The sequence below is a fragment of the Vibrio sp. 1-Bac 57 genome (assembly GCF_037546855.1).
Taxonomy (GTDB): Bacteria; Pseudomonadota; Gammaproteobacteria; order Enterobacterales; family Psychromonadaceae; genus Psychromonas.
Window position 1 is genome coordinate 103,703 of record NZ_JALAAC010000011.1, and the last position, 21,261, is coordinate 124,963.

At 37.1% G+C, this 21,261-nt stretch carries 22 protein-coding genes; 18 read left to right on the plus strand and 4 right to left on the minus strand.

Annotated features, from left to right (window positions below):
• Positions 1 to 120: 120 nt before the first annotated feature.
• Both pyrG and eno read left to right on the plus strand, forming a co-directional pair.
• Entirely contained in the window at positions 121 to 1,758 is a 1,638-nt protein-coding gene (gene pyrG / locus MT391_RS09580; protein WP_166371648.1) for a CTP synthase, read from the plus strand.
• Between the two features lie 122 nt (positions 1,759 to 1,880).
• Positions 1,881 to 3,179 (plus strand): phosphopyruvate hydratase, encoded by a 1,299-nt coding sequence (gene eno / locus MT391_RS09585; protein ID WP_499497743.1) that lies wholly within the window; start codon positions 1,881 to 1,883, stop codon positions 3,177 to 3,179.
• Positions 3,180 to 3,719: 540 nt separating this feature from the next.
• On the opposite strand, the gene MT391_RS09590 is transcribed toward eno, so the two are convergent.
• Positions 3,720 to 4,433 carry a phospholipase D family protein gene (locus tag MT391_RS09590; RefSeq protein ID WP_499441081.1) on the minus strand — a complete coding sequence of 238 codons (714 nt, stop codon included), beginning with the start codon at positions 4,431 to 4,433 and terminating at the stop codon, positions 3,720 to 3,722.
• 439 nt (positions 4,434 to 4,872) lie between these two features.
• Here MT391_RS09590 and MT391_RS09595 point away from each other — a divergent pair, with 439 nt between their 5' ends.
• The 8 genes from MT391_RS09595 (at position 4,873) to rpoS (ending at position 11,229) form a co-directional block, all read left to right on the plus strand.
• A complete protein-coding gene (locus MT391_RS09595; RefSeq protein WP_166371650.1) occupies positions 4,873 to 5,433 on the plus strand; it encodes a phosphopyruvate hydratase in 561 nt (186 codons plus the stop codon).
• Between the two features lie 470 nt (positions 5,434 to 5,903).
• A complete protein-coding gene (ftsB, locus tag MT391_RS09600) occupies positions 5,904 to 6,185 on the plus strand; it encodes a cell division protein FtsB (protein WP_028868786.1) in 282 nt (93 codons plus the stop codon).
• A complete protein-coding gene (gene ispD / locus MT391_RS09605) occupies positions 6,186 to 6,878 on the plus strand; it encodes a 2-C-methyl-D-erythritol 4-phosphate cytidylyltransferase (RefSeq protein ID WP_166371651.1) in 693 nt (230 codons plus the stop codon).
• Between the two features lie 9 nt (positions 6,879 to 6,887).
• Positions 6,888 to 7,370 carry a 2-C-methyl-D-erythritol 2,4-cyclodiphosphate synthase gene (ispF, locus tag MT391_RS09610; protein WP_166371652.1) on the plus strand — a complete coding sequence of 161 codons (483 nt, stop codon included), beginning with the start codon at positions 6,888 to 6,890 and terminating at the stop codon, positions 7,368 to 7,370.
• Positions 7,367 to 8,410 carry a tRNA pseudouridine(13) synthase TruD gene (truD, locus tag MT391_RS09615; RefSeq protein ID WP_205963024.1) on the plus strand — a complete coding sequence of 348 codons (1,044 nt, stop codon included), beginning with the start codon at positions 7,367 to 7,369 and terminating at the stop codon, positions 8,408 to 8,410. Before ispF ends, truD begins: the two co-directional genes overlap by 4 nt.
• A 263-nt stretch (positions 8,411 to 8,673) precedes the next feature.
• The gene (locus tag MT391_RS09620) at positions 8,674 to 9,255 is read left to right on the plus strand and encodes a VTT domain-containing protein (RefSeq protein ID WP_166371653.1); all 582 of its coding nucleotides are present in this window, start codon (positions 8,674 to 8,676) and stop codon (positions 9,253 to 9,255) included.
• Positions 9,256 to 9,340: 85 nt separating this feature from the next.
• A complete protein-coding gene (locus MT391_RS09625) occupies positions 9,341 to 10,123 on the plus strand; it encodes a peptidoglycan DD-metalloendopeptidase family protein (protein WP_499497745.1) in 783 nt (260 codons plus the stop codon).
• Positions 10,124 to 10,233: 110 nt separating this feature from the next.
• Entirely contained in the window at positions 10,234 to 11,229 is a 996-nt protein-coding gene (rpoS, locus tag MT391_RS09630) for an RNA polymerase sigma factor RpoS (protein ID WP_499497746.1), read from the plus strand.
• 117 nt (positions 11,230 to 11,346) lie between these two features.
• Here rpoS and MT391_RS09635 read toward each other — a convergent pair whose 3' ends face one another.
• The gene (locus MT391_RS09635; protein WP_166371655.1) at positions 11,347 to 11,532 is read right to left on the minus strand and encodes a DUF3545 family protein; all 186 of its coding nucleotides are present in this window, start codon (positions 11,530 to 11,532) and stop codon (positions 11,347 to 11,349) included.
• Between the two features lie 406 nt (positions 11,533 to 11,938).
• Here MT391_RS09635 and MT391_RS09640 point away from each other — a divergent pair, with 406 nt between their 5' ends.
• From MT391_RS09640 to groL, 7 genes are all read left to right on the plus strand, one after another.
• Positions 11,939 to 12,463 (plus strand): GspH/FimT family pseudopilin, encoded by a 525-nt coding sequence (locus MT391_RS09640; RefSeq protein ID WP_166371656.1) that lies wholly within the window; start codon positions 11,939 to 11,941, stop codon positions 12,461 to 12,463.
• On the plus strand, positions 12,457 to 13,074 hold the full coding sequence (locus tag MT391_RS09645) for a prepilin-type N-terminal cleavage/methylation domain-containing protein (RefSeq protein ID WP_499497748.1): 618 nt from the start codon (positions 12,457 to 12,459) through the stop codon (positions 13,072 to 13,074). Before MT391_RS09640 ends, MT391_RS09645 begins: the two co-directional genes overlap by 7 nt.
• A gap of 168 nt (positions 13,075 to 13,242) precedes the next feature.
• Positions 13,243 to 14,409, plus strand: coding sequence for a 3-phenylpropionate MFS transporter (locus tag MT391_RS09650; RefSeq protein ID WP_499497750.1), 1,167 nt, complete (start codon positions 13,243 to 13,245; stop codon positions 14,407 to 14,409).
• 213 nt (positions 14,410 to 14,622) lie between these two features.
• Positions 14,623 to 15,093 (plus strand): FxsA family protein, encoded by a 471-nt coding sequence (locus tag MT391_RS09655; protein ID WP_166371658.1) that lies wholly within the window; start codon positions 14,623 to 14,625, stop codon positions 15,091 to 15,093.
• A gap of 149 nt (positions 15,094 to 15,242) precedes the next feature.
• The gene (locus MT391_RS09660; RefSeq protein WP_499497752.1) at positions 15,243 to 15,488 is read left to right on the plus strand and encodes a DUF1107 family protein; all 246 of its coding nucleotides are present in this window, start codon (positions 15,243 to 15,245) and stop codon (positions 15,486 to 15,488) included.
• Positions 15,489 to 15,670: 182 nt separating this feature from the next.
• Positions 15,671 to 15,961, plus strand: a complete 291-nt coding sequence (locus MT391_RS09665; RefSeq protein WP_025565176.1) for a co-chaperone GroES — start codon at positions 15,671 to 15,673, stop codon at positions 15,959 to 15,961.
• A 70-nt stretch (positions 15,962 to 16,031) separates the two neighbouring features.
• Positions 16,032 to 17,663 carry a chaperonin GroEL gene (gene groL / locus MT391_RS09670; RefSeq protein ID WP_499497754.1) on the plus strand — a complete coding sequence of 544 codons (1,632 nt, stop codon included), beginning with the start codon at positions 16,032 to 16,034 and terminating at the stop codon, positions 17,661 to 17,663.
• A gap of 354 nt (positions 17,664 to 18,017) precedes the next feature.
• Here the strand turns inward: groL and MT391_RS09675 are convergent, their stop codons facing one another.
• On the minus strand, positions 18,018 to 18,896 hold the full coding sequence (locus MT391_RS09675) for an aldo/keto reductase (RefSeq protein ID WP_499497756.1): 879 nt from the start codon (positions 18,894 to 18,896) through the stop codon (positions 18,018 to 18,020).
• A gap of 101 nt (positions 18,897 to 18,997) precedes the next feature.
• Positions 18,998 to 19,990 carry an aldo/keto reductase gene (locus MT391_RS09680; protein ID WP_499497758.1) on the minus strand — a complete coding sequence of 331 codons (993 nt, stop codon included), beginning with the start codon at positions 19,988 to 19,990 and terminating at the stop codon, positions 18,998 to 19,000.
• Positions 19,991 to 20,176: 186 nt separating this feature from the next.
• Between MT391_RS09680 and MT391_RS09685 the strand changes: the two genes are divergently transcribed.
• Positions 20,177 to 21,073, plus strand: coding sequence for a LysR family transcriptional regulator (locus MT391_RS09685; RefSeq protein WP_499497759.1), 897 nt, complete (start codon positions 20,177 to 20,179; stop codon positions 21,071 to 21,073).
• The last annotated feature ends 188 nt before the right edge of the window (positions 21,074 to 21,261 follow it).

A 21,261-nucleotide genomic window follows, 5' to 3' on the forward strand; every position in this document is an offset into this window, starting at 1 on the left:
ATAACAATGTCACATAACGTATAAACATCACTTAACTTAGCTAAGTTGATGATTTTTGCTGTGTGATTGTTTTTATGTGGAATACCGGCTTCTTTCTACTCTTTAATTCTTAGGGTTACTATGACGACAAAATATATTTTCGTAACTGGTGGTGTTGTTTCATCACTAGGTAAAGGTATTGCAGCTGGCTCTCTTGCCGCAATTTTAGAAGCACGTGGTTTAGACGTGACTATTCTAAAACTTGACCCATATATTAATGTTGACCCTGGAACAATGAGTCCAACTCAGCATGGTGAAGTATTTGTTACCGATGACGGTGCTGAAACGGATCTCGATTTAGGCCATTACGAACGCTTTATTCGTACCAAGATGACTAAACGTAATAACTTTACAACCGGTCGTATCTATTCTGATGTATTAGCAAAAGAGCGTCGTGGTGATTACCTTGGTGCAACTATTCAGGTTATTCCTCATATCACTAATGAAATCCAAGCGCGTGTTGTTGCTGGTGGTGAAGGACATGATGTAGCCATTGTTGAGCTAGGTGGAACTGTTGGTGATATTGAATCACAACCTTTCATTGAAGCTATTCGTCAATTAGCGTTAAAAGTAGGTCAAGCTAATGCGATGTTTATGCATTTAACATTGTTACCTTACTTAAAAACAGCGGGTGAAGTTAAAACTAAACCAACGCAGCATTCTGTAAAAGAATTACGTAGTTTAGGTATTCAACCTGACATTCTTATTTGCCGTAGTGAAGTGAGTTTCCCTGCAAATGAACGCGCTAAGATTGCGTTGTTCTGTAATGTGCAAGAAAAGTCAGTTATTTCATTACGTGATGTAGATTCAATTTACAAAATTCCAGCATTGTTAAAACAACAGGGGCTAGATCAAATCTGTATTGAACGTTTTGGTTTAGAGTGTCCTGAAGCTGATTTAAGTGAGTGGGCTAAAGTTGTTTCTGAAGAAGCAAATACAACCAGTGAGGTTGTTATCGGTATGGTTGGTAAATACACTGAGTTACCAGACGCATACAAATCGGTTAACGAAGCCTTAAAACATGGCGGCTTAAAAAATGCTGCAACAGTGAAAATTAAATATATTGATTCACAAGATGTAGAAATTAAAGGTTTAGGCGTATTAGAAGGTATCGATGCTATCTTAATCCCTGGTGGATTTGGTGAGCGTGGTGTTGAAGGCAAAATTTTAGCGGCGCAGTATGCTCGTGAAAATAAAATACCTTATTTAGGTATTTGTTTAGGTATGCAAGTCGCATTGATTGAATATGCACGTAATGTTGCAGGCCTTAAAGATGCACATTCAACAGAATTTAATGCAGAGACTAAATACCCAGTTGTTGGTTTAATTACCGAATGGATTGATAAGTCAGGTGAAGTCGAACAACGCACTGAAGACTCTGACTTAGGTGGTACGATGCGTGTAGGTTCGCAAAAATGTCATTTAGCCGATAAGTCTAAAGTATTAGAAATGTACGGTAGCAAAGAAATTTTTGAACGCCATCGTCATCGTTATGAAGTTAATAACAATTTATTACCTGCGATCAAGAAAGCAGGCTTAAAAATTACTGGTTTATCAGAAGACAAAAAATTAGTCGAAATAATTGAAAACCCAGATCATCCTTGGTTTGTTGCTGCGCAATTCCACCCTGAATTCACCTCAACACCGCGTGATGGACATCCGTTATTCAAAGGGTTTATAAAAGCTGCGATAGATCATCAACAAGGTCGTTTTTTATAGTTTTTGTTGACCCGATCGCATTAGTTTGTTAAAAAATTACACAATAAAAGCTGCTGGATGTAATAGCAGCTTGTTTTAAAGAATTTTTAAAATTTTATTTTTACTTAAACAAAGGAATAATCATGTCAAACATAGTTAAAGTACTTGGTCGTGAAATCATGGATTCACGTGGTAACCCAACGGTAGAAGCTGAAGTTCATTTAGCAGATGGTTCTATCGGTATGGCTGCTGCGCCATCTGGTGCATCTACTGGTTCTCGTGAAGCTCTTGAATTACGTGACGGCGATAAAGCTCGTTACTTAGGTAAAGGCGTACTTAAAGCTGTTGCTGCTGTAAATGGTCCAATCGCTGAAGCACTAGCTGGTAAAGATGCTCTAGCACAAGCTGAGCTTGACCAAATCATGATCGACCTAGATGGAACAGAAAACAAAGCTAAATTCGGCGCAAACGCTATCTTAGCTGTTTCTCTAGCTGCTGCTAAAGCTGCTGCAATCTCTAAAAAAGTACCTCTATACGCTCACATTGCTGACTTAAACGGTACTTCTGGTGTTTACTCTATGCCTCTTCCAATGATGAACATCATCAATGGTGGTGAGCACGCAGACAACTCTGTAGATATCCAAGAATTCATGATCCAACCTGTTGGCGCGCCTAACTTCCGTGAAGGCCTACGTATGGGTGCTGAAGTATTCCATAGCCTAGCTAAAGTACTTAAAGCTGACGGTCACTCAACTGCTGTTGGCGATGAAGGTGGTTTTGCTCCTAACCTTGAGTCTAACGAAGCTGCACTTGCTGCTATCGAAAAAGCAGTTGCAAATGCTGGTTACGTATTAGGCAAAGACATCACATTAGCGATGGATTGTGCTGCATCTGAGTTCTACGACAAAGAAGCAAACATCTATGACCTTAAAGGTGAAGGCAAAAAATTCACTTCAGAAGAATTTAACTTCTTCTTACAAGATCTTACTAACAAATACCCAATCGTTTCTATCGAAGACGGTCTTGACGAGTCTGATTGGGATGGTTTCGCACACCAAACTAAACTAATGGGTGATAAAATCCAATTAGTTGGTGACGATCTATTCGTAACAAATACTAAGATCCTTAAGCGTGGTATCGACAACGGTATTGCTAACTCAATCTTAATCAAATTTAACCAAATTGGTTCACTAACTGAAACGTTAGCAGCAATCAAAATGGCTAAAGATGCTGGTTTCACAGTTGTTATCTCTCATCGTTCAGGTGAGACTGAAGATGCAACTATCGCTGACCTAGCTGTTGGTACAGCTGCTGGCCAAATCAAAACTGGTTCATTGAGCCGTTCTGATCGTGTTGCTAAGTACAACCAACTTCTACGTATCGAAGAAGCTCTTGGCGCTGCTGCACCATACAATGGTCTTAAAGAAGTTAAAGGTCAGTAATATTTTTGCCTAACTTCGGTTAAGGCTAATATTCTACTTTGAATTCTTAGATTAGAAATCCTCAACTTAGGTTGGGGATTTTTTTTACCTGCTGTTTGGCGAAAGAGCATTAAGCCGTTCTGACCCTGTTGCTACTCTTTGTTAACTACGGGCAACCAACTTCTACGTATCGAAGAAGCTCTTGGCGCTGCTGCACCTTACAATGGTCTTAAAGAAGTTAAAGGTCAGTAATATTTTTGCCTTCCTTTGCTCTGGGCGCAGCAGCACCATTCTTAACTTCAGTCTTAAAGAAGTTAAAGGTTAGTAATTCTTTTAATAGAATTTGATTTTTAAATCTTAGATTAGAAAATCCTCAACTTAAGTTGGGGATTTTTTTTGCCTATCGATTGATTTAGGCGCAGCAGCACAACTCTTAACTTCAGTCTTAAAGCTGGTTTTAAATTTGTCCATATGTTCTTTACTTAAGTGAATAGTAAAATATGAAGCTACTGGCCTCTTAGTTTTTAATAAACAATGACTAGTTTTGAAGTAGAGAGAACACTATTTCACAGTAAAATCTTCAGGCCAAATAAAATAGGCTCCGAAGCGGCCTTTTTTTGCCTCTCCACCGACTGCTATACCTTTATCTGTTAGAATATGTTGTTCATTTTCTTCTTTTATATATTCTGATAAAACAAGTTTATCTAATAGCTCTGCTGTTTTGAGTTTAAGTTTAGTTGCCAATTTAGACGATGTGATTTTAACTAAATTAGTATCACTTATTGATTCATCAGATTTGATTATTTCATCTTGTTGAATTGATTTTTCAATTTTCTGTAATGAAATTCTTACCTCATCACTTATCCTAATTATTCTCTGCGCCTCGTCATATGCATCTCTATACATGTCAGAGTCATCTTCGCGTGAAATATGAACTCCCATTTCATTATTGTTAACTTGGCTGAATTCGTAGAGATTCAAACTAGTGATTATACAAGAACTTTCATTCATGTAACATTTAGCATGCAAGTTTTTACAAAAGCTTGTTCTAACAAAGGATAATTCATTTAACCAACTAATTTCCATTGGGTGTAACTCGCTTTTTCCATAAACAATACGAACATCAATTTTCAATCTATTTTTATCTTCAAGTAATTCTTTAACACGATCATTTAATCTTAAAAAAGGGCTGATCAGTATAAGGCGATCTGATGCACTTTTTATCAACTCTTCTAAATAATAATTTGTTGCGCTGGTGTTTAAAAATTTTGCCATTTGAATAATCCTTTTTATAAATTTTATTAAAATAATTATGCAACAGGATTATCACTATAAGTAGTTGCTCCCGTTTTATGCATGAGGGCAAATCATCTGTATGATTTTGTTATTTAGGAGCATATTAAATTTAAGAAAACACAACATTATTTTTCGCATTAAATTTTAATGTACCTATAAGTGGTTAAACATACTTTAATAATATATTTAATCAATAAGTTAAGTTAACGATAAAGTAGATTATTTAGTGATATATCATATTGAAAGTTGAAATGAAGCGTCATGATATATATTAATTACTCTCGTTTTTTCAACATCAAAATTGAAAATTTAAAATGTACTTACAATGTGCTAAATCATATCTTATTTTGCTAACTCAGCGTAAAATGCGCGCTTTATTGATATTGAATCCCTTATTGACCCCCTTATTGGAGCTACTATGCCTTCACTTATTGATCTACTTGGTTGGACAAGTGTCTTTTTCTACATATTTTTAATGATTTTTAATGGCATGAAAAATGTGCGTCTTGCTTCATTCCTTTCGGTTATTAATGATGTGTCTTGGGGGATTTTAATCGGAGTGATGCCTAAAGTATTATTAAATTTGGTAGTGGGTAGTGTGACTTTATACCGTTACTTATGTGACTTTACTGAACTCTCTCGCAAGATGACGCGTTTTATTCTTGTTATTATGATCGCTTTTTTATTGTATGCGACGTATTTTTCTATCAATGATTATCTTGCAAATCCATCATTAGGTTTGTTACTTACATGGGCTGATTTTGCGATTATTTTGACTGCCTTGAGCGTTAAAAAATTACGTCTATTTCAGTATTTCATGTGGATATCGGCTTTTGTCGGTGGTTATGCTTATTACCTGTTAGGCATTGAACAAATGATTGTAATTAAAACTATTGTTGCATTAATTATGACGCATAAGTTATTCATCCATCCGTTTTATCCTCAACTTGAAGGTAAATTACTGTTTTGGAAAAATTGATTTTTGCCATTTAAATATGATGCTTCCCCTGTGGAATAAGAACGGGGGAGAGTACTTAAGTCAGATCTTCTATCTCCATTATTAGTTTTTATAGCGGGTACCAAAAGGCTCATTTATTTGTTGAATTAACTTTCGTTTTGGTTGGGCCTATTATTTACTATTAAGATTTGTCCTTAATATATCACCCAACAATCATTTATTTTACTTAGGTATTTACCTTAGTTTGAAGCTTCGCAACGACTAAATCTATGGTGTATTAGGCTTTATGCTTCACCACCATCAACTCTATAGCCAACCTTATAGTCAATCTTACAATGTAACTCAATCTTTTATTAAAGTGGTTTTAATCGTTAACCTGCATTTTTTGATGCTTAGATTCTGACAATAAGTACGATTTAGCTGTCTTGGGTTGATTTTAATTTTCCGATGAATGTGGGATGATTAACTTTTTAATACTGAGTCATAAAATCATGCGCTTACTGTTGTTTATCTTTATTTTTATATTCGCATTATTACAGTACCATTTATGGTTCGGTAAAAATGGATTGCAGGATCATCATGAATTTACACAGGAGGTTGAATTAGCTATTTCAGGCAATGCTGAGCTAACCACTCGTAATCAAATGATGTTTTCTGAAATTGACGATTTAAAAACTGGTACGGATGCAATCGAAGAACGTGCACGAAATGAACTGGGGTTGATTAAAGAAGGTGAGACCTTTTTCCGTATTGTACCGAAGGAAGAAAATTAAATGAGTAAACTTTCTTTTTCTGCGGTGATACCCGCTGCAGGTATTGGCAAGCGAGTTGGGGCGCAGATCCCTAAACAATATTTACCTCTCTTAGATAAAACGATTATTGAACATAGTATTACACCTTTTCTTAATCACCCTGATATTAATAAAGTAGTGGTTTCTATCGCTCAAAATGATCAATGGTTTCACCTGTTAGGTCTAGCTAACCACCCTAAACTGAGGATAGTAGAGGGTGGCAAAGAACGTGTGGATTCAGTACTGAGTGCCCTCAAAGTTTTGCCTGATAGTGAGTATATTTTAGTTCACGATGCCGCTCGACCTTGTTTACAAACACAGGATATCGATAAGCTGATCGCTCATGCAAACACTTATAAATCTGGTGCAATGTTAGGTTGTAGAGTCCGTGACACCATGAAACGAACTGATTTACATAATAATATTGAACGTACGGTCGACCGCAACAATCTATGGCACGCACTCACCCCACAAATGTTTAACAATCAGCAATTAATCTCTGCTATAACGTCTATACAAGATCAGCACTTAATTACTGATGAAGCGTCTGCTATCGAATTAGTTGGTGCAGCAATCACTGTCATTGAAGGGCGCAGTGATAACTTAAAAGTAACTCAGCCTGAAGATTTATTACTCGCTGAATTTTATCTCTCTAAATTTAACGCCCACAATTAAGGAAATAATATGATCCGTATTGGTCATGGATATGATGTACATAAGTTTGGTGGCGAAGGCCCAATTACCATTGCTGGCGTGAAGATCCCTTACAGCCAAGGTTTACTTGCACATTCTGATGGGGATGTTGCTATCCATGCGTTTTGTGACGCGATACTAGGTGCATTAGCGCTCGGTGATATTGGCCGCCACTTTCCTGACAATGATGCGGCTTTCAAAGGTATTGATAGCCGAGAATTATTGCTTGATGTGTACCAACAAGCGAAACAAAAAGGCTATCGTTTAGGTAATGCAGATATCACCATTATTGCTCAAGCACCTAAAATGGCACCTTTCATTGATGCTATGTGTGCAGAACTAACCCGTCTGCTCGATACAGACTTAGGTAACATAAATGTTAAAGCAACTACCACTGAGCAATTAGGACCAATGGGGCGTAAAGAAGGCATTGCCTCGCATGCTGTGGTTATTTTGTTAAAGGATGCACAATGAGTGATACACAACCTGAAAAAATGGTTTATCCATTAGACTTTAATTACTTATACGGAAAACCTAGCAGTACAGGTCGGTTTAAACAGCATTGTGAAGATTTTCGTGTTGAAGAACATTTAGATTTTGATTTAACTGGGGAAGGCGAGCATGTTTGTTTATGGATTAAAAAAGTAGGTGAAAATACTGATTATTTAGCGAGACAATTGGCTAAGTTTGCAGGTATCGCAGCTAAGAATGTGAGTTATGCAGGATTGAAAGATCGTCAAGCTGAAACCTATCAATGGTTTTCGCTTTATATTCCAGGCAAAGTGACCCCTGACTTCAGTACTTTTGAGTCACCTGGTGTGAGTATATTAAAGGTGATACGCCACAATAAAAAACTGCGTACAGGCTGCCTTGCCGGTAATCATTTCGCCATCGTTTTACGTGAAATATCAGATAAAGAAAGATTACAAAAAGTATTAGAACAAGTTGCGCAAGGGGTGCCAAATTATTTTGGTAATCAACGTTTTGGTTTTGATGGTCATAACGTTAATGCTGCATTACAAATGTTTAATGGGCGAAAAATAAAAGATCGTTTTAAACGCGGTATCTACCTGAGTGCGGCGAGAAGTTATTTATTTAATCGCGTTATATCACAGCGTATTGCTGATAATTTACAGGTGCAACCTCTACTCGGTGATTGTGTTCAGTTTGTTGCTAACCGTTCTTTTTTTCCATTACCTGATTTATCCGAACAAACATTACAACGTTTAGCTATACGCGAAGTTTGTTTAACGGCCCCTTTATGGGGAGCGGGGGAGCTCACTTCATCTGACGAAGCAAAGCAATATGAATTAGCGTGTTTGTCTTCATTTGAAGATATACAAAAAGGATTGGCGAAAGAAGGCTTAAAACAAGAGCGTCGACCGCTATTATTAATTCCTGAGCAGTTTAGCTATCAATGGTTGGATGAAACTACCTTAACAATAAAATTTTATTTACCCGCGGGCTGCTATGCAACCAGTGTGATCCGCGAGCTTATTGATACAAGTCTATGATGAGTTGTTATGTGGTGGCGAGCTATTAGGTTATTCATATAGCTACAATAAAGCCGCATGAAATAGGAGCAAGTATTGACGATTGCTCCTTAACATCATCTTAACGATACAATCCTATTTGATTAGGACAACTGAGTTTGACGTTTATATGTGATATCCCACTAATACCTGATTTAACGGCGACTCAAAAATTAACTGTTTATTGCATTGGTTAGGCGGCAATTAGTCGTCACCCATTATTTTTATTCATAAAAGAGAAAACTGTGAAAATATTTGCCCCACTTTATACAAAAGTAATGCGTTGGTCTAAGCATAAATATGCTCCTTTTTATTTATACTTAACAGCATTCATTGAGTCGATTTTTTGGCCAATTCCTGTTGATATTATGTTAGCACCAATGGCTTTAGCAAAACGCCATCTTGCATGGCGCTTTGCTTTCGGGGCAACTGTATTTTCAGTGTTAGGTGGTGCCGTAGGGTATTACCTTGGTAGTGCTTTATATGAACCCGTTGTGTTGCCATTTATAGAGGTGATGGGGTATCAAGATAAAATGCAAACTGCACAATTATGGTTCAATGACTGGGGAGTGATGGTGATTTTTATTGCCAGCTTTACACCTATTCCATTTAAAGTATTTACCATAACTGCAGGTGTCATGAATATGGCATTTTGGCCCTTTTTATTGACGGCTTTAGTGGGACGTGGATTACGTTTCTTTTTAGTCGCAGGTTTAATGGTATTAGGTGGTGAAAAAATGGAAGCGAAATTAAGTAAATATATCGACGTCTTAGGTTGGTTAACAATTGTTGCCGCTGCTATTTTATATTTTACTTTAAAGCATTAGTTTTATTGTGAAAATTATATTATTTACTACATTGTTTTTTTTGTTTTCATGCTCTTCTCCCGGTGGTAGGGCACCAGTTTATGATGTGAAATCAAATAAAGGTGCGCTCAACAAAGGTGGTGGCACTTATATTGCAAGTGGTAAAAGTATTAAACCAGGGCAAAAAAAGTACGTTGTTCAAAAGGGCGATACACTTTATTCCATTGCCTGGCGAGCGGGTATGGCGGTGAACACGTTAATTAAACGTAATCATTTAAGAAAGCCTTATATTATTAAGAAGGGACAAGTCCTAAATTTACGCTCAAGTACCTCAAAAGTGGTGGTTTCTTCATCAAATAAGGCAAAAAATAGCGCAGGAAGTTGCACAGTTCAAACCTGTAAACAAAACAATAAAATAGAGGTTGTCAAAAAATCATCGAAAGCATATTCTGCTAATGATGTTGATGAAAAAGTGATTAAAAAGAAAACGATTAATCAACAAGATTCGAATAATAAAGTGGCGGATTGGCAGTGGCCAACTAAAGGTAAATTAACAAAAACCTTTGCTAACTCCCCGCAAGGAATGAAGGGTATCTCTATTTCTAACGTTCGAGGAACACCGATATATGCAGCGGCAAAAGGGAAAGTTGTTTATGCAGGTAGCGGTTTAAGAGGTTATGGAAAACTAATCATTATTAAGCATAATTATGATTATTTAAGTGCTTATGCACATAATGATAAACTAATAATAAAAGAGAATGAACAAGTTGAAATGGGCCAAAAAATAGCTGTGATGGGAGATAGTGATACAGATACCGTGCGATTACATTTTGATATTCGCTATCGTGGTAAGTCTGTTGATCCCATGCGTTACTTACCTAAACGTTAATAACGCGATCAAGTTTTCAGTTAATGATTGAAATAATTTAGGAATATTTAAAAGGCCCAATTTAAAAGTAATAGTTCATCAAATTGAAGCGGTAAAAAGGGAGTGCAACCATGGTAGGAACAACTTCAGTTAATTCAGAGCACAAGGATTTAGACAACTATAATCAGCCAATCGTTGATGATCTTGAAATGGATGATGGATTAGGTATTGATAAAGCTGAGGCAGAAACCCCTGCAGAGCCTGAACGCTATGCAACAGGCAGTGAATTTAAGGTAATGGATGCCACTCAATTGTATTTGGGTGAAATTGGTTACTCTCCGCTATTAACTGCCCAAGAAGAAGTCTATTACTCACGCCGTTCTCATCGTGGTGATGAAGTGTCTCGTAAACGCATGATTGAAAGCAATTTGCGTCTCGTTGTTAAAATATCACGTCGCTATAATAATCGTGGTTTATCATTATTAGATTTAGTCGAAGAAGGTAACTTAGGGCTTATTCGCGCGGTTGAGAAGTTTGATGCAGAAAAAGGTTTTCGTTTTTCTACTTACGCGACATGGTGGATACGTCAAACCATTGAACGGGCCATTATGAATCAAACTCGCACGATACGTTTACCTATTCATATTGTTAAAAAATTGAACGTGTATTTACGCACCGCACGAGAATTAGCGCATAAACTGACACATGAGCCAACGCCGGAAGACATCGCTAAAGAGTTGGATGTATCAGCAAAAGAAGTGTCAAAGATATTAAAGCTGAATGAACGTATAAGTTCAGTAGATACACCACTTGGCCATAGTTCAGACAAAGAATTATTAGATATTATTCCAGACAGTAACGAGTCAACACCAGAAAATACATTACAAACTAACGATATGAAATTGCGTATCGTGGATTGGTTAGAGGATTTAAACGCAAAACAACGAGAAGTATTAGCAAGACGCTTTGGTTTATTAGGATACGAAGCGGCGACATTAGAAAATGTGGGTAAAGAGATTGGTTTAACACGCGAACGTGTGCGTCAAATTCAAGTAGAAGCATTAAAAGCGCTACGTGAAGTGTTATCAAAACAAGGGTTATCTATTGAAGCTCTTTTTCAATCTTAATAGTTTGAAATCAATATTTTAACTCAATAGTTTAATTGAAAAGTTAATAAAAAAACGCATCCAATGGATGCGTTTTTTATATCTCCCGATAAATTTTATATCTGTTCTAGTGGCGGGCTATATTAATTCTGATTGAGAAAAGCTAAATGAAGGATCAATCTCTCGTAACTCTTTAGCGAGCATCAACTGCGCCTTGGCATTTTCAATTTCTCGCCACTTACGAGGTTTAGGTTTACGTTTAACGGGAGTGTGGAATAGGTTATTAATTTTGATATCGCTATCATTTAATTGAAGCTGTTGCATGTTATCCCCTTAACTTTACTGTCCAAGTGTGTGTGCTGAATACAATAAGCTGATGAGATGGCATTTTTATGACAAATATATTGCACTTTTATTAATTGTGGCATTCCTTTTAAGTTGGCCGCATTTGCTTTTTACTTGTTCTTAATTTGCTAAAGAGAACAATCATTTATATTTGTTTACCTTATAAACTAAGCTATTCCTCCGTGTAAATTTCACTGCCCACGTTTAAAGAAATCAACATAACTGCGTACTGTGACTCATGCTAAATTGATTTTTTGTTCTACGCTGAATAGATCATTGTTTGATGCTTCAGTTATGCTTCTGCAAAACAGGTGGACAGTCTTAAACATCATTACGATGTAATATTTAACCTCAAATTATAAACTGTAAAATATTAGGAGGAGCAATGACTCACTTCCATGATCACGGTTTTACCTTTATTGAGTTAATCATTACGCTCGCTATTTTAGGCGTTATTATTTCAATATCCACGGCTTCATACCAAGGGATTCTGGCAAACCAAACCTTGCTGAGTCGCACGTCAGAAGTTTATTACACACTACAACTTGCAAAAGTAGAAGCAATTAAACGCAATCAAAAGATTTACGTTAATTTTTGTCAACAAGGTAACCTCTGGAAGATGGGTATCAGTGATACCAATCATTGTGATTGTTTTAGTGCTAATTCTTGCCAATTAGATGGTGTTGAAAAAGTACAAGATCTTGCCGATGGAAAAACGATTGTTATTGATAGTTCAACATTAACTTTTACAGGGACACAGGCATCCTATGGCTCATTACGCTTTTCAGTAGAAACTGGCAGCGTCACAATGACTAATAGCGAGCAACATTCTTTATCGATTATACAAAGTGCGATGCGTTTAAGAGTCTGTGCGCCAGACCAAGCTCAACTTGGATATAAAAAATGTTAGCGCCCATATCATTAAAGTCTGGCTTTAGCCTGATAGAAGTGCTGATTTCATTACTACTAGGTTCCTTACTATTGGCGATGATCATTAGTTTATACGTTACTAATGTCAGTGCTGGTCACAAAGGCATGAAGCTCTCTCGTTTCCATGCAGATATACAATCGCTTGTAGGGGTAATGGAAAATGATATCCGCCGAGCTGGATTTGGTGGTAGTGATTTTATGGTAGGCCAAACCAATAATAAAGTTGTTGATAGTATCAATAACGGCACACAACACTGTATTGTTTATGCTTATAACTATAATCATGCGGTTGCTGCTTTACCCTCCCATTTTATGGCTTTTCGTTATTCATCAACTTCGCATAGTGTTCAGTTTGGAAGAGGTTTAAATTCGCAGGCTATCAATTGTTATAGTAGTGGTAGTTGGGTCAATTTAACGGATCCTAAATTTCTAAAGGTGACAGAGTTGAGCTTTGTGGAAAGTATCGCTTCCAACGCACAAGCAACAATGCGTAGTGTTGAAGTGACGATAAAAGCACAGTTGAAAAGTAACAGCGAATATACCCACCAAATAACCACAAAGGTACAAGTCCGTAACCCTGAATTTCATTGATAATATTCAATAAACCTCCTTTAATATTTTATATACCTACTAAATATTAAAAAGCGATACAATGGTATTTTTTTGAGCATACAACTTCATCAATGTGCCATGTCACCACTATGAAATGCTAAATATGCAATACTAAATGCCATAAAATACTAATAGGAAGTAATACTTTTGAATATCGCTGCTAAGTCCTGGATAACCTCTTATTTTGTTTGTTTCTTTTTTATATGGGGTATTTTTTTGCCTTTTTGGGGCATCTGGTTAGCTGAAAAAGGCGTGAGTCCTGCACAAATAGGTACTTTATTTTCACTCGGTTTAGTATTGCGTTTTGTTAGTACTATTGGTTTATTACCGCGCTTAAAAACAGCCAATGGGCCGATACGTTTGGCTTGTTATTTAACCTTCACAAGCTTAATGTGTTTGCTTTTATTAGTTTATTTTCAGGGTTGGTATGCACTAGCTGCTGCCACCTTATTACTTAATTTTTTAATGGCGCCAATGGTACCGATTGGTGACATTATCGGCACTCGCCTAGTTAAACAAATCCAAATTAATTATGGCAAGATCAGGTTATGGGGCTCCGTCAGCTTTATTGTTGGTTCAACCTTTGTCGGCTGGACAATTGGTGAGTTTGGGCATGAAAGTATTCTGTGGTTAATTATTGTTGCGATTTTTTTAAACTATTGTTTAACCCTAATAAGTCTAGAGCCGCAATTACAACAACAAAGTTTGCCACCTAAAAATAAACACAACAACTTACTGTCTTTGCTGAAAAAACCGAGTGTTATTTATTTTATTTTAGTAATGGGACTGATCCAAGGTAGCCATGCTGCTTATTATTCATTTAGTGCTTTATACTGGAATTCAATGAATATATCTGAATTTAATATCGCTTTATTATGGGGAATAGGTGTTTTTGCTGAAGTACTACTGATGCGCTTTAACGATAAGTGGTTCCATCATTGGACAATTAAGCAAATGTGTTTGTTAGCCGTCGTGGCTGGATTGATAAGGTGGGGTGTATTGGCACAAACAACGGATCTTTTTTGGCTATTGTTGGTACAAACATTCCATGCTTTCACCTTTGCATTAGCACATTTAGCGGCCATGCGTTTTATCGCTAAACAACCAGAGCACCTAATGGTCGGTTATCAAACTTTATATGCCAGTGTTGCTTTAGGGTTAGTGATGGCAATATTAACCTACGTATCTGGTTGGATCTACGTACCACAGGAAAGCACGCTTTTTGTTTGGATGGCAGTTATTTTATTACCGGTTTTCTTGTTGTTAAAACGATGGAATTGCGATCAAAACAACAATGTTGAATCCATTGATTAAGAGGCGTTGGTCTCGATTCTGCTTAGAGCATCACTATCGCGGACAACTGCAATAGTGTTGCTCTATCGATGGCAAGCATCCTATTCACTCCTTTTAAGTGATGAGATCATCTTTTGTATTTGAACTTTTAGCGCCTTTTATTATCCAATAGGTTGATATTAGCAAAATAACCCCCATTATATTTAGGTATTCACTTTGTTAATTGAGGTCTCTATGTTTGCACGATTATTTTTAATCTTTACTGGTGTGTCTTTACTAGAAATATTTGTTCTAGTAAAAGTCGGTGGTTTTTTAGGTGCTTGGCCTACTATTTCATTAGTGATATTAACCGCTTTAATTGGCTCTGCGTTAGTGCGTAGTCAAGGTTTACAATTGGTTCAAAAGTTACAACAACGTATGGCTGCTGGTGAAATGCCGGGACAACAGTTAATTGAAGGTATGATGTTAATTATTACTGGTGTGTTATTAGTGACACCAGGTTTTGTAACCGACATATGTGGTTTGTTATTGTTACAGCCAAGTATTCGAGCTGGCATTGCCAAAGTTATCTTAGCCAATGTTAAATTTGCACCTCAAGCAAGTATGGGCGGATTTTCTAGCCAAGGTTTTACACAAAGAACAGCACAAGATGATTCAATCATCGAAGGTGAATTCGAACATAAAGAAGATAAAAAACTAGATTAATTAGTGATTGATCAAACTATTTTAATAACATCACTTTAATATCGTTATTTTAATGACATTTTTTTAATAAAAGTGTCATCATTCCTAAGTAGGATATGCGCTGCAAATAATAATGAATTATAAAAGTGATAAATAGCAGAGGGATAACGATGAAAATTAGTCGTTCTAGCACGTTAAGAGTTTTTAAAAAATATCAACCGCGTCAAATTGCAAAATTTGTCAAAGGTTTCTTTAATGGACGTATTTTTATTGCTGGCTTAGGTCGCTTTAGGGTGGTGGACGGTAAAGTTGTTGCCTATAAACACCTTATTGCCGAGCAAAAAATAATGATCGCAGTAAGCGAAATAAATAAAATGGTTTTAGAGCTTTCTCAACCAAAAACGATTACCGTTTAATTTTCAATACAGTTGTTTATGTCTAAAACAAGACCAGCCTCACTAAGCTGGTTTTTTTATGCCCGAAACGAAATTTTTTTAGCAATTTTTTTATCAATCACCTTGAATCATATTTTTTTGGCCCCATCAGTTTAAACAACTAATCAAACAACTAAGTCTGTTAACTATCAAAGGAAGTCACAATGTCTATTCGTCCTCTACATGATCGTGTTATTTTAAAGCGTACTGAGAAAGAAACTAAATCTGCTGGTGGTATCGTTTTAACTGGTAGCGCTGCTGAAAAATCAACTCGTGGTGAAGTTATCGCCGTGGGTAAAGGTCGTATTTTGGAAAATGGTGAAGTAAGACCATTAGATGTAAAAGTAGGTGATACTGTTATTTTCAGTGAAGGCTACGGTTTGAAAACAGAAAAAATTGAAGGTGAAGAAGTCCTGATCTTAAGTGAAAATGACATTTTAGCGATTGTTGAATAATCGTTAACGATTGCTGTTTATTCTCTTGTTTTGAAAACAAAAATTAAAGAAAAAGTAAAAGGAAAATATAATGTCTGCTAAAGAAGTAAAATTTGGTAACGATGCTCGAATCAAAATGCTAGATGGCGTAAACATTTTAGCCAATGCTGTACGTGTAACACTAGGTCCTAAAGGCCGTAATGTAGTTATCGACAAAAGCTTTGGTGCTCCTCAAATCACTAAAGATGGTGTGACTGTTGCTAAAGAGATCGAACTTGCTGACAAGTTTGAAAACATGGGCGCACAAATGGTTAAAGAAGTGGCTTCTCAAACTAATGATGCAGCCGGTGACGGAACAACAACAGCAACAGTATTAGCACAATCAATCATCACTGAAGGTCTAAAAGCCGTTGCTGCGGGTATGAACCCAATGGACCTGAAACGTGGAATCGACCAAACAGTTAAAGCTGCAGTGATTGAGCTGAAAAAACTATCTACACCTTGTTCTGACTCTAAAGCAATCACACAAGTAGGGACGATCTCTGCTAACTCTGATGTGGAAATCGGCGAAATCATTGCAACAGCAATGCAAAAAGTAGGTAACGAAGGCGTTATCACTGTTGAAGAAGGTCAAGGCTTAGAAACTGAGCTAGAAGTGGTTGAAGGTATGCAATTCGACCGTGGTTACCTATCTCCTTACTTCATGACAAACCAAGAAGCAGGTACTGTTGAGCTAGATAGCCCATTCATCCTAATCGTTGATAAAAAAATCGGTAACATCCGTGAATTATTACCAACATTAGAAGCAGTTGCTAAAGCATCAAAACCATTATTAATTATTGCTGAAGACGTTGAAGGCGAAGCGCTAGCAACATTAGTCGTAAACAACATGCGTGGCATCGTCAAAGTAGCGGCTGTTAAAGCACCTGGTTTTGGTGATCGTCGTAAAGCAATGCTACAAGATATTGCCATCCTAACAGCTGGTACAGTTATCTCTGAAGAGATTGGTCTAGACCTTGAGAAAGTAACACTTGAAGATCTTGGTCAAGCTAAACGTATCGTTATCAATAAAGACGAAACAACAATCATTGATGGTGCAGGTCAACAAGATGCTATTTCAGCACGTGTTAGCCAAATCAAACAACAAATTGAAGCTTCTTCATCTGATTACGATAAAGAAAAACTTCAAGAACGTTCTGCTAAATTAGCAGGTGGTGTTGCAGTGATTAAAGTTGGCGCATCAACTGAAGTAGAAATGAAAGAGAAAAAAGATCGTGTTGACGATGCATTACACGCAACGCGCGCAGCAGTTGAAGAAGGTGTGGTTGCTGGTGGTGGTGTTGCACTAGTACGTGTTGCCGGTCTATTAAAAGATCTTAAAGGCGACAACGACGACCAAAACGTAGGTATTCGTGTTGCACTTCGTGCGATGGAATCTCCGTTACGTCAAATCGTTTCAAACTGTGGTGAAGAAGCATCAGTAGTTGCAAGCAACGTACAAAAAGGCACTGCAAACTACGGTTACAACGCAACAACGGGCGAATACGGCGATATGTTAGAAATGGGTATTCTTGACCCAACTAAAGTTACTCGTAGCGCACTTCAATTTGCAGCGTCAGTAGCTGGCCTAATGATCACAACTGAATGTATGATCACAGACCTACCAGTAGAAGCATCAGCTGCCCCAATGCCTGATATGGGTGGCATGGGCGGTATGATGTAGTAGTGGTTTTTTAACCCTATACAGATTACTTTAAGTAGTTAAAAAAAGCCTGAATAGCAATATTCAGGCTTTTTTATTAGCTGTTTCTTTTGCTCAAAGCTGTAAGTCTAAGGTCTCTTGCGTAAGCATAAGCATAATCTTTATCTTTTAGGCAACACAGCCGCTTGCAAGCTACAATTAGCCATACCCATACCATACGCATAAAGCAGATTAATTCACCGTTAGTATTACTAATAGCAACCTGTGCAGCTTACTGCTCTGCAATGTCTGAACTATCAACTTTAGACTTTGTTGTAAACTTAACCTTGTTTATTTTCTTCTATTTTAACTGATTTCTAATCGTTATCATTCACCTTAAATTTGACCTATCCAGTGATCATCACATTCCCTAAAACGGGCGTATATATATTGGACGATCTCTTGAGATAACGGGCCTGCTTTGATTATTTCAATGTTTTTTTGTAAATGTGCGATATTGACACTGCCAACAATAGCGGTATCTACTCCGTAGGTAAATACTGTAAATCGCAGGGCAAGTTCTAATTCGGACATACCAAACTCTAAAGCCATTTTCTTGCGGCGTAGCCAATATTCTTCTGCGTAGTCATCGTTTGGCTGACTATTGAAACGCCAGGGCGCATTAGCGATGGGGCGTTTGGCAATCATGCCTAAGCCTTGCTGTTTTGCTTCTGGCAGTTGATTATGAATAATGCGTTGGTCACAAAAATTCAATGACGCCATAATACTGTCGAATCGATTACTTGATACTGCGTATTGTAAATCCTCGTTTTCTCCAGAGTAGGCAATAGCTTTAATCTTTCCTTGCTGTTTGGCTTGATCAAGCGCATCGATTACTTGGCCATCTTGCAATACTGAAGTAGGGCAAGAGTGTAAATGTACGACATCAAGGAAGTCAGTCTTCATGGTTTTAAGCGCTTGATCTACACCTGTAATAATACAGTCATAGGTCCAGTCTTGTTGCCCTTCAACGCCATAACCCACCTTGGTTGATAATTTAAACTCATCTCGACGATGACTAATATATTGGCCAATTCGTTGTTCAGATAAACCATAGCCTTTGGCCGTATCAATAAAACCGATCCCCAGATCCAACACCTGATTAAGAATTCTCTCGGCTTGTTTTTCTTCTAATCGACCATCACCGACTGTACCTGCACCATAACCAATGGCTGGTACATCAAACCCTGTTAGTCCAAAATTTCTTTTTTGCATATGAGACTCTCTTTAATGATTATTATTCGTAAAAAGTGTTAAATACTGTAGCCGTTTCATTAATTACATTAAGTACCGTTTGGGCCAAACTTATTCTCAATCTAAGGCAACTTTTCACCGCGAGCTGATTCATACAATGCATACCAATCACTGCGTGATAATTGAATATTGCTGGCTTGGGCACATGCTTTAATACGATCTAAGTTAGTCGTACCAATGACTGGCTGCACTTTCACGGGATGACGCATTAACCATGCTAAAACAATCGCTTCTGTTGACACTTGGTATTTGCCAGCCAATTGAAAAACCAACCCAGCAGTCGCTTTAATATGGGCAGGTTGATCATCAATATTTCGCCCAGAGAATAGGCCTTGTGATAAGCCGCCCCATGCTTGAATTTGTACATTATTGGTTTGACAATATTCCAGCGTTCCTGCTGCAAAATTAATATTATTACCTTGCGAGTTCCCCACTAGCACACCACTTTCTAACCAATCTAATTTTGCTAAACTTATCTCTATTTGGTTGTTAACTAATGGCGTATCCATGGCAGACTGTAAATAAGCCATTTGTTGATGCTGCATATTTGAAACACCAAAATGACGCACTTTACCGCTATTTTTTAGTGCCAAAAGCGTATTAGCAACTTCATCTAACTCCATCAGAGGATCGGGGCGATGCAGCATTAAAATATCCAGGTATCCCGTGTTTAAACGCGACAAAATATTATCGACCGATGAATTTATCCATTGTTTTGAAAAATCGTAACGCTTTGGTCCACTTTTATCCGAAAAGCGAATGCCGCATTTTGATTGTATATACATTTTTTGACGTAATTCAGGACGCTCTGCTAATACATGACCAAACGCTTTCTCTGCTTTCCCGAAAGTATAAATATCTGCATGGTCAAAAAGATTAATGCCTGATTCAAGAGCAGTATCGATAACTTGGTGAGCTTGTTTTATCTCATTGTCAGCGACAGGATTTTGATCCCATCCACCCCCTAATCCCATGCAACCAAAAGCAAGATCACCGACATCGCTAAGATATTTATTTAACGGTTTCATTTTTTTTGTATTAGCAAGTTCACTCATTTTTCACCCTCTTATTGTTGCTTATCAATATATTTAATAGGGTTTATTTTAATACATAAAAATAAAATAATAAGCGCTGAAAAACGAAATGATTGTTCGTTATAAAAAACAATTAACACTATTGCGTGTTGTAATGGATAATAAGTTATCTCAGTGTTTAGTTTTCATCGATGTAAAGGAAAGGTAATGCAACAGCACAAAAAAATAGAATGCTTAATGTTATTTGTCGAGATTGCTCAGCAACTTAGCTTTACCAAAGCCGCTAAAAATTTATTTATTTCAACTGGTTATTTATCAGATCAAATAAAAAAACTAGAAAAAGAGTTTAAATGTCCTCTATTAATAAGGACAACCCGAAGTGTACGCTTAACCCCTCAAGGTGAAAAAGTGTTGATGCAGGGTAAAGAAATTAAAGCCGCTATGTTGAATTTAGAGCGTAATATTTATCATGAACATAGCGCTCTTGAGGGCGTCATAAAAATAACGGCCCCTAAAATGTTTACCGAATGTTTTTTGTTAAGCATCTGTTATGATTTCCAGAAACGCCACCCCGCAGTTACCTTCGAAATTGATTCCAGTTATACCAATTATGATTTGAATCAAGATGATTATGACTTAGCCTTCCGTGCAACACTTCACCCTCCACTAAATATGGTCGCAAAAGAGTTGTTCTCCTATCAACATTGTTTGTGCGCTTCTCCTACTTATTTCTCTAAACACGGCTTGCCAGAATCGTTTAAGCAACTCACTGAACACCAATGTTTGACTACGTTAGAGCAACCTTTTTGGCCGTTGAAGTCAGGTGATATTGCTACAAAAGGTTGGCTATCAATTAATGATAATAATTTGTTAAAGCAAATGGCTATACAAGGAAAGGGTATTATTCGCATTGCAGATTATTATGTCACTAAGGAGTTGCATCAAGGTAAGTTACAACAGGTATTAACCGATCAATACATTCAAGGACAAAGTATTTATATATTGCACCCACAACTCATTTATCCTTCGGCCAAAATTAATACATTTATGGCTTTTGTCCAAGAAAATATAAGTGTTTTTCAAAACAATGAAACTAAAATGTGAAATTAAGTTGGTTGATGCATAGTGTCGAGGAAATGAGGTAATACCTTTCGTCCCAACATAAATTCACCCCTTGAAATATGCTATTGAGGCCTTTGAGAGTTAGCTTCCTATCGTTGTAATACTCTAGGTGTAGTACTCTAGGTGGAAAGGAGTATAAAATAAGTTAGGATATTTTGACTAAGTCCTAT

Bases quoted from the DNA above. Each gene is read 5' to 3' on its own strand.
- pyrG (WP_166371648.1), top strand. From the start codon at position 121: ATGACGACAAAATATATTTTCGTAACTGGTGGTGTTGTTTCATCACTA.
- eno (WP_499497743.1), top strand. From the start codon at position 1,881: ATGTCAAACATAGTTAAAGTACTTGGTCGTGAAATCATGGATTCACGT.
- MT391_RS09590 (WP_499441081.1), bottom strand. From the start codon at position 4,433: ATGGCAAAATTTTTAAACACCAGCGCAACAAATTATTATTTAGAAGAG.
- MT391_RS09595 (WP_166371650.1), top strand. From the start codon at position 4,873: ATGCCTTCACTTATTGATCTACTTGGTTGGACAAGTGTCTTTTTCTAC.
- ftsB (WP_028868786.1), top strand. From the start codon at position 5,904: ATGCGCTTACTGTTGTTTATCTTTATTTTTATATTCGCATTATTACAG.
- ispD (WP_166371651.1), top strand. From the start codon at position 6,186: ATGAGTAAACTTTCTTTTTCTGCGGTGATACCCGCTGCAGGTATTGGC.
- ispF (WP_166371652.1), top strand. From the start codon at position 6,888: ATGATCCGTATTGGTCATGGATATGATGTACATAAGTTTGGTGGCGAA.
- truD (WP_205963024.1), top strand. From the start codon at position 7,367: ATGAGTGATACACAACCTGAAAAAATGGTTTATCCATTAGACTTTAAT.
- rpoS (WP_499497746.1), top strand. From the start codon at position 10,234: ATGGTAGGAACAACTTCAGTTAATTCAGAGCACAAGGATTTAGACAAC.
- MT391_RS09635 (WP_166371655.1), bottom strand. From the start codon at position 11,532: ATGCAACAGCTTCAATTAAATGATAGCGATATCAAAATTAATAACCTA.
- MT391_RS09640 (WP_166371656.1), top strand. From the start codon at position 11,939: ATGACTCACTTCCATGATCACGGTTTTACCTTTATTGAGTTAATCATT.
- MT391_RS09645 (WP_499497748.1), top strand. From the start codon at position 12,457: ATGTTAGCGCCCATATCATTAAAGTCTGGCTTTAGCCTGATAGAAGTG.
- MT391_RS09655 (WP_166371658.1), top strand. From the start codon at position 14,623: ATGTTTGCACGATTATTTTTAATCTTTACTGGTGTGTCTTTACTAGAA.
- MT391_RS09660 (WP_499497752.1), top strand. From the start codon at position 15,243: ATGAAAATTAGTCGTTCTAGCACGTTAAGAGTTTTTAAAAAATATCAA.
- MT391_RS09665 (WP_025565176.1), top strand. From the start codon at position 15,671: ATGTCTATTCGTCCTCTACATGATCGTGTTATTTTAAAGCGTACTGAG.
- groL (WP_499497754.1), top strand. From the start codon at position 16,032: ATGTCTGCTAAAGAAGTAAAATTTGGTAACGATGCTCGAATCAAAATG.
- MT391_RS09675 (WP_499497756.1), bottom strand. From the start codon at position 18,896: ATGCAAAAAAGAAATTTTGGACTAACAGGGTTTGATGTACCAGCCATT.
- MT391_RS09680 (WP_499497758.1), bottom strand. From the start codon at position 19,990: ATGAGTGAACTTGCTAATACAAAAAAAATGAAACCGTTAAATAAATAT.
- MT391_RS09685 (WP_499497759.1), top strand. From the start codon at position 20,177: ATGCAACAGCACAAAAAAATAGAATGCTTAATGTTATTTGTCGAGATT.